At 43.1% G+C, this 16,143-nt stretch carries 9 protein-coding genes, 2 tRNA genes and 3 rRNA genes; 7 read left to right on the top strand and 7 right to left on the bottom strand.

The genetic code is table 11. The features are described 5' to 3' along the window. The first annotated feature begins 44 nt into the window (after nt 1-44). From FHG64_RS14315 to FHG64_RS14305, 3 genes are read left to right on the top strand one after another with little or no spacing between them, the layout of a single operon-like run. Nucleotides 45-2,411 carry a TonB-dependent receptor gene (locus FHG64_RS14315; RefSeq protein WP_139067037.1) on the top strand — a complete coding sequence of 789 codons (2,367 nt, stop codon included), beginning with the start codon at nt 45-47 and terminating at the stop codon, nt 2,409-2,411. A gap of 3 nt (nt 2,412-2,414) precedes the next feature. Then, nucleotides 2,415-3,215, top strand: coding sequence for a DUF4249 domain-containing protein (locus FHG64_RS14310; RefSeq protein WP_139067036.1), 801 nt, complete (start codon nt 2,415-2,417; stop codon nt 3,213-3,215). Between the two features lie 13 nt (nt 3,216-3,228). Further along, nucleotides 3,229-3,450, top strand: coding sequence for a DUF6095 family protein (locus FHG64_RS14305; protein WP_139067035.1), 222 nt, complete (start codon nt 3,229-3,231; stop codon nt 3,448-3,450). A 1,052-nt stretch (nt 3,451-4,502) separates the two neighbouring features. Here FHG64_RS14305 and rrf read toward each other — a convergent pair. From rrf to FHG64_RS14280, 5 genes are all read right to left on the bottom strand, one after another. Next, nucleotides 4,503-4,612 (bottom strand): 5S ribosomal RNA (gene rrf / locus FHG64_RS14300). 208 nt (nt 4,613-4,820) lie between these two features. Continuing rightward, nucleotides 4,821-7,656: ribosomal RNA gene (locus FHG64_RS14295) — 23S ribosomal RNA — on the bottom strand. Between the two features lie 225 nt (nt 7,657-7,881). Next, nucleotides 7,882-7,958: transfer RNA gene (locus FHG64_RS14290), tRNA-Ala, on the bottom strand. A 141-nt stretch (nt 7,959-8,099) separates the two neighbouring features. Further along, nucleotides 8,100-8,173: transfer RNA gene (locus FHG64_RS14285), tRNA-Ile, on the bottom strand. A gap of 280 nt (nt 8,174-8,453) precedes the next feature. Beyond that, a 16S ribosomal RNA gene (locus FHG64_RS14280) occupies nt 8,454-9,971 on the bottom strand. Together the 16S, 23S and 5S rRNA genes with 2 tRNA genes alongside form the textbook arrangement of a ribosomal RNA operon. 875 nt (nt 9,972-10,846) lie before the next feature. Between FHG64_RS14280 and thrS the strand changes: the two genes are divergently transcribed. The 4 genes from thrS (at nt 10,847) to rplT (ending at nt 14,040) form a co-directional block, all read left to right on the top strand. After that, complete coding sequence (thrS, locus tag FHG64_RS14275) at nt 10,847-12,793, top strand: threonine--tRNA ligase (protein WP_139067034.1); 1,947 nt, start codon at nt 10,847-10,849, stop codon at nt 12,791-12,793. Nucleotides 12,794-12,851: 58 nt separating this feature from the next. Then, nucleotides 12,852-13,367 (top strand): translation initiation factor IF-3, encoded by a 516-nt coding sequence (infC, locus tag FHG64_RS14270; protein WP_353057355.1) that lies wholly within the window; start codon nt 12,852-12,854, stop codon nt 13,365-13,367. Nucleotides 13,368-13,402: 35 nt separating this feature from the next. Then, nucleotides 13,403-13,600, top strand: a complete 198-nt coding sequence (gene rpmI, locus FHG64_RS14265) for a 50S ribosomal protein L35 (RefSeq protein WP_139067032.1) — start codon at nt 13,403-13,405, stop codon at nt 13,598-13,600. A gap of 95 nt (nt 13,601-13,695) precedes the next feature. Beyond that, on the top strand, nt 13,696-14,040 hold the full coding sequence (gene rplT, locus FHG64_RS14260; RefSeq protein WP_139067031.1) for a 50S ribosomal protein L20: 345 nt from the start codon (nt 13,696-13,698) through the stop codon (nt 14,038-14,040). 58 nt (nt 14,041-14,098) lie between these two features. Here the strand turns inward: rplT and FHG64_RS14255 are convergent, their stop codons facing one another. After that, nucleotides 14,099-14,521, bottom strand: coding sequence for a secondary thiamine-phosphate synthase enzyme YjbQ (locus FHG64_RS14255; protein ID WP_139067030.1), 423 nt, complete (start codon nt 14,519-14,521; stop codon nt 14,099-14,101). A 140-nt stretch (nt 14,522-14,661) separates the two neighbouring features. Then, complete coding sequence (ltrA, locus tag FHG64_RS14250) at nt 14,662-15,900, bottom strand: group II intron reverse transcriptase/maturase (protein ID WP_139064915.1); 1,239 nt, start codon at nt 15,898-15,900, stop codon at nt 14,662-14,664. Between the last annotated feature and the right edge of the window lie 243 nt (nt 15,901-16,143).

Genomic DNA, 16,143 nt, shown 5'->3' with positions numbered 1-16,143 from the left:
CCCGGAAACAGTGCCAAACATTATCTTTGCTTAAAAATTTTCCTTTGAATAAAATCTTTTTTGTTTTTGTTATATTCCTCCCCTCTCTCCTGCAGGCACAGGAAAAATTTACACTTAATGGAGTTGTAAAAGATATTTCGAGCAATGAAACCCTGTATGGAGCCAACGTCCTGGTGCCAGAGCTTAATACCGGGACAACTACAAATGAATATGGTTTTTATTCCCTGCGCCTTCCGGAAGGAACTAATAGGGTGATCTATACATATATAGGATTCCAGGAAGTCGAAAGACAAATCACAATTACCGGTAACCAAACCGAAAATGTAGAATTGACAGAAACGTCCCAGGCTTTACAGGAAGTGGTTATCACAGATAATATAGAAAGGCTCAACATCAAGAAACCTGAGATGAGTTTAAATAAATTGGACATCTCCACTATACAGAAGTTACCGGTTGTCTTTGGGGAAGTTGATGTGATCAAATCCCTGTTATTGCTTCCGGGAGTTTCCAATGCGGGAGAAGGGTCTTCAGGTTTTAACGTGCGGGGTGGCGCTGCAGATCAAAATCTTATTCTACTGGATGAAGCAACTATATATAACGGCTCCCACCTTTTCGGTTTATTTTCAGTCTTCAATCCCGATGCCATTAAGAATTTGAAATTATATAAAGGTGGGATCCCCGCGAAATATGGCGGGAGGGTTTCCTCTGTCCTGGAGATCTATCAAAAAGATGGAAACAGCCGCAAATTCGAAGGAAATGGGGGAATTGGTCTAATTTCCAGCAGGCTATTATTACAGGGGCCACTTGAGAAAGAAAAAGGTTCTTTTCTTATAGGAGGGCGCAGTTCTTATGCGCATCTTTTCCTCAAGCTTACAGATAATCCAAACTCCGCTTATTTTTACGACCTTAATACAAAATTAAGTTACAGACTCAATGACAGTAATACTTTATTGTTTTCGGGTTACTTTGGACGGGATGTCTTCAATATCAATGAGAGCTTTAGAAATACCTACGGGAACGCCGTCTTCAATCTTAGGTGGAATCACGTACTCACCAATAATATTTTTACCAACCTATCTGTTATCTACAGTGATTACTATTATGGCCTCACTCTTGATTTTGTAGGATTCAACTGGAATAGTGGGATTAAGAATCTCAATGTGAAATATGATTTCGACCATTACCTTAATGAGAATATGAGCATGGATTACGGGATCCAAAGCACTTATTATGAATTTAACCCGGGGGAAATTGAACCAAGTTCAGAAGAGTCCGGAATAAATTATTTTGAACTCACAAAGAAATATGCATTTGAGACTTCTGCTTATTTTTCAATAGAACAGACTTTTTCTAAAAAGTTCTCTGCGGAATATGGTTTGCGTTTAAACAGCTTTCTTAGACTTGGACAGGAGGAATTGAACCTTTATGAAAATGAGCAGGGTGTCGTCTTCAATCAGGATTTCGGCATTTATGAGGAGGCAGATCCTATTGGGACCCGCCGCCTGGACAAGGGACAGGTAGAGCGTTCTTTCTATAACCTGGAGCCAAGACTTGCCGTAGCCTACAGTTTTAATGACTACCAGTCAATAAAATTTAGTTATAACAGGATGAGCCAGTACCTTCACCTCATTACCAATACCAGCTCCCCTACTCCACTGGATGTATGGGCACCCAGCGGCAGATACATCGAGCCACAGTTGCTGGACCAGGTAGCCGCAGGTTTTTTTCAGAACTTTAAAAGGGAAACCTACTCCCTGGAAGTCGAAGCCTTTTATAAATTCATTCAGAACAGGCTGGATTATATAGACGGGGCCAACCTCATTGCCAATAATGCTATAGAACAGGCGATCCTACCCGGGGAAGCAAGGGCGTATGGTTTGGAAATATTACTGAAGAAAAATAAGGGAAGATTCACAGGCTGGCTTGCCTATACCCTTTCCCGGAGTGAACAGCAGACCCCCGGAAGGACCCCGGTAGAAACAGGGATTAATAATGGGGACTGGTATAATACCAATTTTGACAAACCACATGATCTAAGTATCACGGCAGGGTATGAATTAAATGACAGATGGCAATTAAATACAAATTTCACATATCAAACAGGTTTGCCTGTTACTTTCCCCACCGGGCAATACAGGTTTGAAAACCTTAATATCCCTGTATATTCCCCAAGGAATAGCAACCGGCTGCCAGATTATCACCGCCTGGATATTTCTGCTACCTATAATCCGGCGAAAAATGCAAGGCGTAACTGGCAATCATCCTGGAATTTTGGAATTTATAATGTTTATAACCGTATGAATGCAGTATCCCTTACCTTCAGAAGGAACCAGGATGTAGGATCAAATGAAGCGGTTCGCCTCTCGCTTTTTGGCATTATACCTTCTGTCACCTATAATTTTAAGTTTTAGTCCATGAGAAGAATAGTAATTTTTTGTATTGCACTTTTTAGTCTTTATGGCTGTGAGGAGGTTGTTGATGTGGATCTGGAACAAAGTGACCCGCGACTGGTTATTGAAGCTTCTATTCTCACCGTAAAAGATATTCCTACCAGTCCGCAGTATATAAGGTTATCACTAACTACTGCATATTTTGATGATGAGATCCCCGCAGCAACAGGTGCCAATGTGGTTATTGAAGAGGAAAACTCCATTCTATATAGCTTTGAAGAAATAGATCCAGGAATTTATGTTAACGATAATTTTATTCCTGAAACCGGAAAGAGCTACACGCTGCAAGTAGTTTATGAGGATGAAGTTTATCGCGCAACAGAGACCTTTATTCCCGTGGTTGATATTGACTTTGTGGAACAGGACAATACCGGCGGATTTGGGGGAGAGGATATTGAGCTGAAGGCTTTTTACACAGATCCGCCAGAACCGGGTAACTACTACCTATTCCGCTTTATGCACGAAGAAATATCCCTGCAGATCTATGATGATGAATTCACAAATGGGAATCAAACCTTCGCTTTTTTTTCAAATGAAGATCTAAGTCCGGGAGATATTGTTAATTTTGAAATTCAGGGAATTTCAAGGAGATTCTATGAATATATGTTTATTTTGCGTTCCCAGGCCGGCGTTGGGGGAGGTCCTTTTGAGACCCAGCCTACAACTGTTCGGGGGAATGTTGTTAACACCACCAACCCTGAAAATTTTCCGTTTGGATATTTCAGGCTTTCTGAAACTGCCAGGCTAAGATATACTGTAGAATAGAATATATTTTGGTATGAAACATACAAACAAGACATTATTAGGAAAAGGTTTAAAATACCTTGCCATCGCCCTGCCTCTCTCTGCTATTGGACCTGTTGTACTTTACAGCGCCTTTAACAATCAACATCAACCACTTTATATTCCGGTATTGATCCTGGGCTTAGCAGCCTGCATTGCCGCTGTTTTTTTTATGTTCAAAGGAATTGGAACGCTGGTGAAGTCGTTGTTTGATTAATGATGTCGTCTAAAAGAGATAAGAGCCAAGAAACAAGAAACAAGAGCCAAGAAACAAGAAACAAGAGCCAAGAAACAAGAAACAAGAGCCAAGAAACAAGAGAAGAGGGTCTAGAATCTAGAGTCTAGAGCCTGGACTTTCCTTATTCTCTCTTTTCCCCCGTGCTTTCCTTACCTTCCCGGTTTGTCATCCTGTAAAGATCCCATCCTTGTTCCCTCCCATTTGTCACCCTATAAAGATCTCACGCCTGTACCTGCACCGTTTGTCATCCTGTAAGGATCCCACGCCCGAGTGAGTGAACAAGAGCGGCCTGTTGTGGAGAGTCAGGAGACAAGGGCAAGTCCTGATTTTTTTTGTCCAGTAGGGACTATATATGGGTAGAAAAAAGGGGGCATTTATTCCTGTGCCTTTAGGTACAGCATATAGCTACGTCTGGCATTTTATATTTCGTACCTAACGGCACGATAATACCTTTTTGATTGTAATTTCTACCCATATGAGTTCCCTAACGGGACAAAGTATTGGCAATGAAGAAACAAGAAAAGAGAGAAGAGAAAAAGAGTCTGGAATCTAAACCTCTGTGCTCCCCACTACCCGATGGCGCGGATTTGTAATCCGTGACGAGTACTCCACACCCGACGACTTGTACTTTCCAGTCTCACCAATCCAATACACCCCCTGCGTTTGTCATCCTGTAAGGATCCCACGCCTGTATTTTCTCGGTTTGTCATCCTGTAAGGATCCCACGCCCGAGTGAGCGAGTAGACGTAGAGAACAGGACTCCAACCAGGCACTATTTAACCACGGAGTAAACGGAGTACGGTACGGAGTATCACAGAGTTCTACTCCGTGTAACTCCTTTTTAAACTCCGCGTCACTCTGTGGTTAAACCTTACCAGCAGGATTATAAATGCAATAGAAATTGCGATACCACCCCCAGACTTTATTCCATAAAAAAACCCTCCATCGCTATGATGAAGGGTTTTGAAGTCAGCATTTGCTGATGTTATAAACAAAAAAAGCACCTATCTTTCGATAAGTGCTTTTCAAAAACAAGGCGGCGACATACTCTCCCACAATACAGCAGTACCATCTGCGCTAACGGGCTTAACTTCTCTGTTCGGAATGGGAAGAGGTGAGCCCCGATGCTATAGCCACCTTAAATCTTAAAGGAGATATTAGATCTTAGATGTTAGACTTGAGATTTAAAAAGTTTCCCTTTTATCTCACGTCTCATATCTGATATCTCACTTCTAATAAGATTAACATATAAGGAAATAAACAATAGAAGATATCATTGATATTTTAATAAAATAAAATGAGTACTAGGTTATCCTGCCCTCCTTCGCCCGAAGGCTCCGGAGGACGGGTGCACTAAGCTTTACGGATTATTAGTACCACTCGGCTATGACATTACTGCCTTTACACCTATGGCCTATCAACGTGGTAGTCTTCCACGATCCTTTAAAGAAATCTCATCTTGTGGTGGGTTTCGCGCTTATATGCTTTCAGCGCTTATCCCTTCCAAACGTAGCTACCCAGCAATGCTCCTGGCGGAACAACTGGTGCACCAGAGGTTTGTCCAACTCGGTCCTCTCGTACTAGAGTCAGATCCACTCAAATTTCTAACGCCCACTGTAGATAGAGACCGAACTGTCTCACGACGTTCTGAACCCAGCTCGCGTGCCACTTTAATGGGCGAACAGCCCAACCCTTGGGACCTTCTCCAGCCCCAGGATGTGACGAGCCGACATCGAGGTGCCAAACCCCCCCGTCGATGTGAGCTCTTGGGGGAGATCAGCCTGTTATCCCCGGCGTACCTTTTATCCTTTGAGCGATGGCCCTTCCATGCGGAACCACCGGATCACTATGCTCTACTTTCGTACCTGATCGACCTGTATGTCTCTCAGTCAAGCTCCCTTTTGCCATTGCACTCTACGCACGGTTACCAAGCGTGCTGAGGGAACCTTTAGAAGCCTCCGTTACTCTTTTGGAGGCGACCACCCCAGTCAAACTACCCACCAAGCATTGTCCTTCATTTTCAGAAGTTAGGCTTCAAACAAGTAAAGGGTGGTATTTCAACAATGACTCCACCACACCTGGCGATGCAGCTTCAAAGTCTCCCACCTATCCTACACATCACTTGTCCAAAGTCAATACTAAGCTATAGTAAAGGTGCACGGGGTCTTTTCGTCCCACAGCGGGTAATCGGCATCTTCACCGATACTACAATTTCACCGAGCTCATGGCTGAGACAGTGTCCAGATCGTTGCACCATTCGTGCAGGTCGGAACTTACCCGACAAGGAATTTCGCTACCTTAGGACCGTTATAGTTACGGCCGCCGTTTACTGGGGCTTCAATTCAATGCTTCGCTAAAAGCTAACATCTCCTCTTAACCTTCCAGCACCGGGCAGGTGTCAGACCCTATACGTCATCTTTCGATTTAGCAGAGTCCTGTGTTTTTGATAAACAGTCGCCTGGACCTCTTCACTGCGGCCCATCCGAAGATGGGCGACCCTTCTCCCGAAGTTACGGGTCTATTTTGCCTAGTTCCTTAGCCATGAATCTCTCGAGCACCTTAGAATTCTCATCCCAACTACCTGTGTCGGTTTGCGGTACGGGCTGCCACCACTCGCTTTTCTTGGAAGTCGATTCGCTAGATTATCACGCCAGCCGAAGCCTTTGTGTACTATCGGGGTGTTACCACTCCCTTCAACGCACTATTCCGTCAGTGCGCACTAACTTTTCGCCTCCGTCACTTTTATCGTGGGGCAGGTACAGAAATATTAATCTGTTGTCCATCGACTAACCCATTCGGGGTCGCCTTAGGTCCCGACTAACCCTCAGCTGATTAGCATAGCTGAGGAAACCTTAGTCTTTCGGTGTGCGGGTTTCTCGCCCGCATTATCGTTACTTATGCCTACATTTTCTTTTGTAATTAGTCCAGCAAGCCTTACAGCTCACCTTCAACCCTATTACAATGCTCCCCTACCACTTACAGTAAACTGTAAATCCATAGCTTCGGTAGTATATTTATGCCCGATTATTATCCATGCCGAACCGCTCGACTAGTGAGCTGTTACGCACTCTTTAAATGAATGGCTGCTTCCAAGCCAACATCCTAGCTGTCTGGGCAGTTCAACCGCGTTTCTTCAACTTAATATACATTTGGGGACCTTAGCTGATGGTCTGGGTTCTTTCCCTCTCGGACATGGACCTTAGCACCCATGCCCTCACTGATATACATCATTTTATAGCATTCGGAGTTTGTCAGGAATTGGTAGGCGGTGAAGCCCCCGCATCCAATCAGTAGCTCTACCTCTATAAAACTAATATATCGCTGCACCTAAATGCATTTCGGGGAGTACGAGCTATTTCCGAGTTTGATTGGCCTTTCACCCCTACCCTCAGGTCATCCCAAGACTTTTCAACGTCAACGGGTTCGGTCCTCCACTATGTGTTACCACAGCTTCAACCTGCCCAAGGGTAGATCACACGGTTTCGCGTCTAACACTACCAACTATAGCGCCCTATTAAGACTCGCTTTCGCTACGGCTCCACATCTTAAATGCTTAACCTTGCTGGCAACGTTAACTCGTAGGCTCATTATGCAAAAGGCACGCCGTCACCCCAAAGGGGCTCCGACCGCTTGTAAGCGTATGGTTTCAGGATCTATTTCACTCCGTTATTCACGGTTCTTTTCACCTTTCCCTCACGGTACTGGTTCACTATCGGTCTCTCAGGAGTATTTAGCCTTAGCGGATGGTCCCGCCAAATTCATACAGGGTTTCACGTGCCCCGCACTACTCAGGATACCACTATGGTTTATGATCTTTACTTATACGGGACTATCACCCTCTATGGTCACTCTTTCCAAAGTGTTCTAATTCATAACACAACCAATCTCGTGGTCCTACAACCCCAACTAATCCGTAAACTAGCTGGTTTGGGCTAATGCGCGTTCGCTCGCCACTACTTGCGCAATCACTGTTGTTTTCTTCTCCTCCGGGTACTTAGATGTTTCAGTTCCCCGGGTTCGCCTACCTTACGGTATACTATATCTTCAATATAGTGGGTTGCCCCATTCGGATATCTGCGGATCAACCTGTATGTGCCAGTCCCCGCAGCTTTTCGCAGCTTATCACGTCCTTCATCGCCTCTGAGAGCCTAGGCATTCCCCATACGCCCTTATTTAGCTTATGTGCTTTTTACCTAATATGCTCTTGTCTCTATAAACAGCCGTGCAGCATGTTTATAGAAACGATTTTATTCTATTATTCTATCTACTTGTATTTCTACAAATTCGATTTTTCTCGTATTCTTTATTTCCCAATATGTCAATGAACGTTTTGTAGATTTGAGATCTTAGACGTGAGATATTAGACAAATAAATGTCTCAAATCTCATATCTCAGGTCTCTTATCTAACCTGGTGGAGAATATCGGAGTCGAACCGATGACCTCCTGCGTGCAAGGCAGGCGCTCTAGCCAGCTGAGCTAATCCCCCATTTTTTAAATTGAAATTCCAAAAATTTAAAATTCCAAATTCCAAAAAGGATAGGTATCCCAACTTCTAAAATTTCCTTTCAATACTTGTAATGAACTTAATCCCCTTTTTTTACTCCCCCTTCAGGGGTTGGGGGGCCTGTAGTCTCAGGCAGACTCGAACTGCCGACCTCTACATTATCAGTGTAGCGCTCTAACCAGCTGAGCTATGAGACTGCAAATAGATACTAGATTTTAGATCTGAGACTTGAGATTTCTTTTCATCCCTCTCTTTATCTCACATCTCATATCTGATATCTCACATCTAATATTAGATCTTAGACTTTAGATTTTAGACGTGAGACTTATTCTCTCACTCATCTCATATCTCAAATCTAATATCTCATATCTTTTATAATATAATATATCGAAATTGACAGCTAAATTAAGACCAAAGAGTTCCTTTTGAGAACCTTGAGTGGTAATTGCGATTGCTCTTTAATAAGCAATGCTCTAGAAAGGAGGTGTTCCAGCCGCACCTTCCGGTACGGCTACCTTGTTACGACTTAGCCCCAGTTACCAGTTTTACCCTAGGCGGCTCCTTGCGGTGACCGACTTCAGGTACCCCCAGCTTCCATGGCTTGACGGGCGGTGTGTACAAGGCCCGGGAACGTATTCACCGCATCATGGCTGATATGCGATTACTAGCGATTCCAGCTTCACGGAGTCGAGTTGCAGACTCCGATCCGAACTGAGATAGGGTTTATAGATTCGCTCCTGCTTGCGCAGTGGCTGCTCTCTGTCCCTACCATTGTAGCACGTGTGTGGCCCAGGACGTAAGGGCCGTGATGATTTGACGTCATCCCCACCTTCCTCACGGTTTGCACCGGCAGTCTTGTTAGAGTTCCCGACATTACTCGCTGGCAACTAACAACAGGGGTTGCGCTCGTTATAGGACTTAACCTGACACCTCACGGCACGAGCTGACGACAACCATGCAGCACCTTGTAATCTGTCCGAAGAAAAAGCTGTTTCCAGCCCTGTCAGACTACATTTAAGCCCTGGTAAGGTTCCTCGCGTATCATCGAATTAAACCACATGCTCCACCGCTTGTGCGGGCCCCCGTCAATTCCTTTGAGTTTCATTCTTGCGAACGTACTCCCCAGGTGGGTTACTTATCACTTTCGCTTAGCCACTCAGTCCGAAGACCAAACAGCTAGTAACCATCGTTTACGGCGTAGACTACCAGGGTATCTAATCCTGTTCGCTACCTACGCTTTCGTCCATCAGCGTCAGTATCTTATTAGTGATCTGCCTTCGCAATCGGTATTCTATGTAATATCTATGCATTTCACCGCTACACTACATATTCTAACCACTTCATAAGCACTCAAGAACAACAGTATCAATGGCAATTCTATGGTTGAGCCACAGACTTTCACCGCTGACTTATTATCCCGCCTACGGACCCTTTAAACCCAATGATTCCGGATAACGCTTGGATCCTCCGTATTACCGCGGCTGCTGGCACGGAGTTAGCCGATCCTTATTCTTACGGTACCGTCAAGCCTCTTCACGAAGAGGTGTTTCTTCCCGTATAAAAGCAGTTTACAACCCATAGGGCCGTCTTCCTGCACGCGGCATGGCTGGATCAGGCTCTCGCCCATTGTCCAATATTCCTCACTGCTGCCTCCCGTAGGAGTCTGGTCCGTGTCTCAGTACCAGTGTGGGGGATCTCCCTCTCAGGACCCCTACCTATCGCGGTCTTGGTAAGCCGTTACCTTACCAACTAACTAATAGGACGCATACTCATCTTATAGCCATAAATGTTTAATCAGAAAATAATGCTATTCTCTAATACTATGGGGTATTAATCCAAATTTCTCTGGGCTATCCCCCTCTATAAGGTAGATTGTATACGCGTTACGCACCCGTGCGCCGGTCGCCACCATCCGAAGACGTGCTGCCCCTCGACTTGCATGTGTTAAGCCTGCCGCTAGCGTTCATCCTGAGCCAGGATCAAACTCTTCATCGTTAATCTTTAAATAAATTTACAATTACCAAGGTTCGTATCTGTCTCCTATATATAAATACATAAAAGACACTCAAAATGACTTCTCTAGTCTTAATTTAATTTCTTTGCTTTACTACCTAAGTAGTAAAACGCGCTGTCAATTCAATATATCAAAGAACGTATGTCGCATCGCGACTTTGTTCAAATAAAAGGAGTCGAACCTCTTCTCACCCACCCGGGATTTTATTTCTTTATTTCAATAACTCTTAAAGAACACTCGCTCGTTTTTAAAGCGGCTGCAAATGTACAACCAATTTTAATTACCGGCAAAACTTTTTTTGAAGTTTTTTTCGAGGGAATTTCTTTTGAAGAACAACCGCCTTTTTCTCATTTAGCGGGGTGCAAATATACACCCTATTTTGTTCCTGCCAAAAACTTTTTTAAAGTTTTTTTAAGAAGCTGCTCCAACAGGGAAATAACCTCCCCCTCTCTTCGCAATCCCAGTCTCTGCTCAATGAACTCCGCTACTCTTAAGATGTTACTCCCTCGCTAAGCGGCTGCAAATATACACCGCTTTTTTCCTTTCCCACAAATATTATTTGAGGTTTTTTTATTTTTATTTTCACCTTAAACTTAATAGCCTGAAAACACCTGTTTTAAAAATAAAAATTAACATACGGTCTCTTCAGCTTCTGTCTCAAAATAAGAGAAAGATTCGCCTCTACTGTATCCTACACTTTTTTCTGCATACATATTATATAGACAACTTAGAACCTTCAGCAAAAAACACCCCTCTAATAACTACTATATATAAAGAGAAAGAAATCTTTTAATATCCCGCTGCGTATTGTGCAACCACATTTATCCTATTATCTTTGCCCCATAATATTTACCAGATGATAAAGATAAGTTTGCCAGATGGCTCTATAAAAGAATTTGAAAGCGGTGCTACTCCTATGGATGTAGCCAGGAGCATTAGCGAAGGCCTTGCAAGGAATGTAATTACAGCAAAATTCAATGACACTGTTGTAGAAACCTCTACTCCACTTACTACAGACGGCAGTCTAACTCTTTTTACCTGGACCGACAAGGAAGGCAAAAAGGCCTTCTGGCATTCTACTTCCCACGTTATGGCACAGGCCATCGAGCAACTATACCCCGGGGTGAAACTTACAATTGGTCCCGCAATAGAAAATGGGTTTTATTATGACATCGATTTTGGAGAACATAAGATCTCTGAAAATGATTTCAAAAAAATAGAAGACCGGATGCTGGAGATCGCAAGAGGAAAACATGATTTCCAAATGAGGTCCTCTACCAAAGCGGAAGCTCTCGACTTTTATAAAAAACAAAATAATCCTTTTAAGGTAGAACTAATAGAGAACCTGGAGGACGGCACAATTACTTTTTGTGATCATGATACCTTTACAGACCTTTGTCGCGGGGGACATATTCCAAATACCGGGATCATAAAAGCAGTAAAACTTACGACTGCAGCAGGGGCATACTGGAGAGGGGATGAGAAAAACAAACAACTCACCAGGGTATATGGGATCTCATTTCCTAAACAAAAAGAGCTTAAGGAATACTTGGAACTACTTGAAGAAGCAAAAAAACGTGACCACAGGAAGCTTGGGAAGGAACTGGAGCTTTTCACTTTTTCACAAAAAGTAGGACAGGGACTGCCACTTTGGCTGCCTAAAGGCGCAGCATTAAGGGAGCGTCTTGAAAATTTCCTGAAGAAAGCCCAAAAAACAGCCGGATATGAAATGGTAATGACTCCACATATTGGCCAAAAGGAGCTGTATGTAACTTCCGGCCATTATGCCAAATACGGGGAGGATAGTTTCCAGCCTATACACACGCCCAATGAAGGAGAGGAATTTCTTCTAAAACCAATGAACTGTCCGCACCACTGCGAGATATATAATGCCTCTCCCTGGAGTTACCGTGATCTTCCAAAAAGATTTGCAGAATTTGGTACTGTATACAGGTATGAGCAAAGTGGGGAACTACATGGGTTAACACGGGTAAGGGGCTTCACCCAGGATGATGCACATATATTTTGCACACCAGATCAACTGGACGAGGAGTTTAAAAAAGTAATTGATTTAACTTTATATGTGTTCGAATCCCTGGGGTTTGATGATTTTACCGCCCAGGTTTCCTTACGGGATCCTGAGAACAAAGAGAAATACATTGGCAGTGATGAAGTTTGGGACAAGGCTGAAAGCGCCATAATTTCTGCAGCAGACGATAAGGGACTTAACTATATAGTCGAAACCGGGGAAGCTGCTTTTTACGGGCCAAAGCTGGATTTCATGGTTAAGGATGCCCTTGGAAGAAGCTGGCAACTTGGCACCATACAGGTGGATTATAACCTGCCGGAGCGTTTTGACCTGACATATAAGGGAAGTGACAATGAAATGCACCGTCCGGTAATGATACACCGTGCACCTTTTGGCAGTATGGAACGTTTTGTGGCAGTACTGCTGGAAAATACGGGAGGAAATTTCCCGTTATGGTTGATGCCTGAGCAGGCTACTATTCTCTCTCTCAGCGAGAAATATGAAAAATACTCACAAAAAGTTTTAAGTTTGTTGGAAAATCACGAAATTCGCGCCCTAACCAATCACCGTAATGATACGATTGGAAAGAAAATAAGGGATGCCGAAATGGCAAAGATCCCTTATATGCTTATTGTAGGTGAACAGGAAGAGAAAGATGGTACAGTTTCTGTACGTAAACATGGTGAAGGCGATATAGGTACAATGCCTGTGGAGGACTTCATTGAATTAATAAATAAAGAAATTAAAAGAACGCTTAAAACGTTTAAAGTTTAACTAAAAATAGAGAGCCATAGCAATACGTAGAAAAAGATCGAAGCGACCGCTAAGAGAGATTAAAGAAGACCAACACCGTATTAACGGTAAAATACGCAGTGATGAAGTTCGGCTGGTAGGTGATAACGTTGAAATGGGGGTATATCCTACCAAGAAGGCGTTGGAAATTGCAGATGAACAGGGACTGGATCTTGTTGAGATTTCTCCAAACGCCAAACCACCAGTAGCCAAAGTAATGGACTACAAGAAGTTTCTCTATGAGCAAAAAAAGAGAGACAAGGCCTTAAAAGCCAAAGCCACGAAAGTTGTGGTAAAGGAAATTAGGTTTGGACCGCAAACAGATGATCATGATTATGAATTCAAAAAGAAGAATGCAGAGAAATTCCTTAAGGACGGTGCTAAATTAAAAGCATTTGTTTTCTTTAAAGGAAGGTCAATCGTATTTAAGGATCAGGGTCAAATCTTATTACTTCGTCTTGCGCAGGATCTTGAAGAAATTGGCAAAGTAGAACAAATGCCAAAACTGGAGGGAAAACGTATGACGATGTTTATGTCTCCCAAAAAGACCAAATAAGGATTTAAGAACGTTAATTATAAAATCAAAAGAGCATGCCGAAAATGAAAACAAAATCCAGTGCCAAGAAGCGTTTCAAGCTTACAGGTACCGGTAAAATAAAAAGAAAGCACGCGTTTAAAAGCCACATCTTAACAAAGAAGTCTAAAAAACGTAAGCTTGCTTTGACGCACAGTACTTTGGTACATGAGGCCGATGAAGCAAATATCAAATCTCAATTACGATTAAAGTAATTTGAGCCTTTGATGGTTTAAACAATTTAAAAACCCTGGAGTAGTGCATTCAAGAGCCATAAACCCGGCCGCCTGCTACAAAAAAATTTAAAAATATGCCAAGATCAGTAAATTCAGTTGCTAAGAGAGCCAGAAGAAAAAAGGTACTTAAGCAAGCAAAAGGTTACTTTGGACGTCGTAAAAACGTTTGGACAGTAGCAAAAAATGCGGTTGACAAAGCAATGTTATATGCTTACAGAGACCGTAAAACCAAGAAAAGAAATTTCCGTTCCCTTTGGATCATGCGTATCAACGCAGGAGCAAGACAGTACGGGATGTCTTATTCTCAGTTTATGGGAGGTTTAAAAGCCGCAAATATCGACCTGAACCGTAAGGTTCTTGCAGATCTTGCGATGAACCACCCGGAAGCATTCAAAGCTATAGTTGACAAAGTAAAATAAATTAAATAAGGTTAACGTTCTTATTAAGGATCCCGCTCAATGAGCGGGATTTTTTTGTTTACTTCCCAAATGCACTAAGGACCAGTTTTCTTCTTCCTCCCTGTTCCCTATGCTCACAAAGATAGATCCCCTGCCAGGTGCCCATATTAAGTCGACCAGCCGTGATAGGAATTTGTATAGAGAATCCCATTAGCGACCCTTTAATATGTGCCGGCATATCATCTGGCCCCTCCGTTGTATGTTTGTAATAAGGTTGCCCCTCCGGCACCATTCTTTTCATATGCTCCTCGAAATCATGTCGCACTGTAGGATCTGCATTCTCGTTAATACTTAGACTTGCTGAAGTATGTTTTATAAAGACTGAAAACATCCCGGTCTCTATTTCTGAAATTTCCGGAAATTGCTCCATGACTTCTGAAGTTACGAGGTGGAACCCCCGGCTTTTTGCTTCTAGTGTTATTTCCTTCTGAAAGATCTTCATTGTATTCTCGTTTAGTGTTTAGTGCTTATCCAGGACAAAATATAACCGCCGAGTAGGCAAAGGGGAGTTTCACCCCTAAGCCTCTCACAGAACCGTACGTGACAGTCTCCCGTCATACGGCTCGTGTTATTCTTTATAAATCAACAGTAACCAGTTTGCCAATGATAAAACAGGTTGGGTTTTAACTGTTTTATCTGTTTGAGCTTAATGATAGATTTTCCGGTGTTGATCTTGTATTTGTTTTTCATCCACTTGATCAGTCGTGAATCTACCTTTATTAGTGAGCGTCTTAGTTTATTTTTGCTGTATTTACTGTAATAGTTTATCCAACCTATAAGTTTCATATTGAGACTTTTGGCTATGTCCATTATATCCAACGTTGTGTTGTTCCATAACTTATTATCTCTAATAATCTCTCTAATCCGCTTTTGATTGGATTGACTGATTTCTGCTGTGAAGGCAGTATAAATTTGACCATCAAATTTTCCTATTCTCGCTCCTGGCTGATAGCTAAAGCCCAGAAATTCAAATTTGACCGTCTCGTGTTTTTCCTTCCGCTTGTAATCCTTACAGTAAGCGATGCGTGTTTTGGATTCGTTGACCTGTAGCTTTACTTCAGTCAGTCTTTGTTTGACTGCCTCAAGTACCATTTCCGCTTCTTCCTTGCTGTTGCAATGGATGACGATGTCATCTGCATACCTAACAAAGTTTACCTGAGGGTAGTGTTTGCTCAGCCACATATCAAGGGAGAAGTGTAGATACAGATTGGCAAGCAAAGGACTTATCACACCTCCCTGAGGTGTTCCTTTTCCTTCTTTTTGTTGCAGGGTGCCATCCTTCTTCTGGACAGGCATCTTTAACCATCTCTCTACATACAGTTTCACCCATTTTTCGTCCATAACGTGTTGGGTCGCTTTTAGCACCAACTCGTGATCCATTTCATCAAAGAACTTACTGATGTCCATATCTATCACCCAGTCCTGCTTGAAGCAGTTCTGCCTGACCTGTTCAACGGCATCGTGTGCACTCTTTAGTGGCCTGTAACCATACGAGTTGTCATGAAAGAGCCGGTCTATCCGCTTTTCCATATAATCCTTCAACACCTGTTGGGCTATTCTATCCTTAAGGGTTGGGATTCCTAATTTGCGCACCTTGCCGTCCTTTTTAGGTATCTCTACTTCTCGGACAGCCTGAGGGTGGTAACTGCCAGAGGCTAATCGGTTCCAGATAACGTAGAGATTGCGCTCAGTTTGTTTATCAAACTCAACCCAGCTCTGGTTGTCTATCCCAACGGCTTTACCCCCTTTTTTCACCTTGCGGTAAGCTTTCACCACCTGTGAAAACTCAATTGGTACTGTTTTCTTTACGTGTACATTCATTTGTTAATCATCCCTTTTTATCGGTTGTAGTAGTGAACATTCAACTGAATAACCCGAACCCTTCGCTCCTTCCTGCTTTCACAGGACATCATCACTACTATGGTTCGGTCCGACTTCCGTTTCCCTGCTCTTCACAGTTCCCTGAAACGGAGATCCCGAGTTCCGTAATAAAGCCCGGATATAAGTCATGTCGCCTGTATAACGGTGGGCACACGGCCAGTAAATCAGGTTTCCGCCGTGCTT

It is taken from the genome of Antarcticibacterium flavum, assembly GCF_006159205.1.
GTDB lineage: Bacteria > Bacteroidota > Bacteroidia > Flavobacteriales > Flavobacteriaceae > Gillisia > Gillisia flava.
The sequence above is the reverse complement of the archived record's forward strand: the minus strand, read 5'-3'. Positions and strand labels throughout refer to the sequence as shown.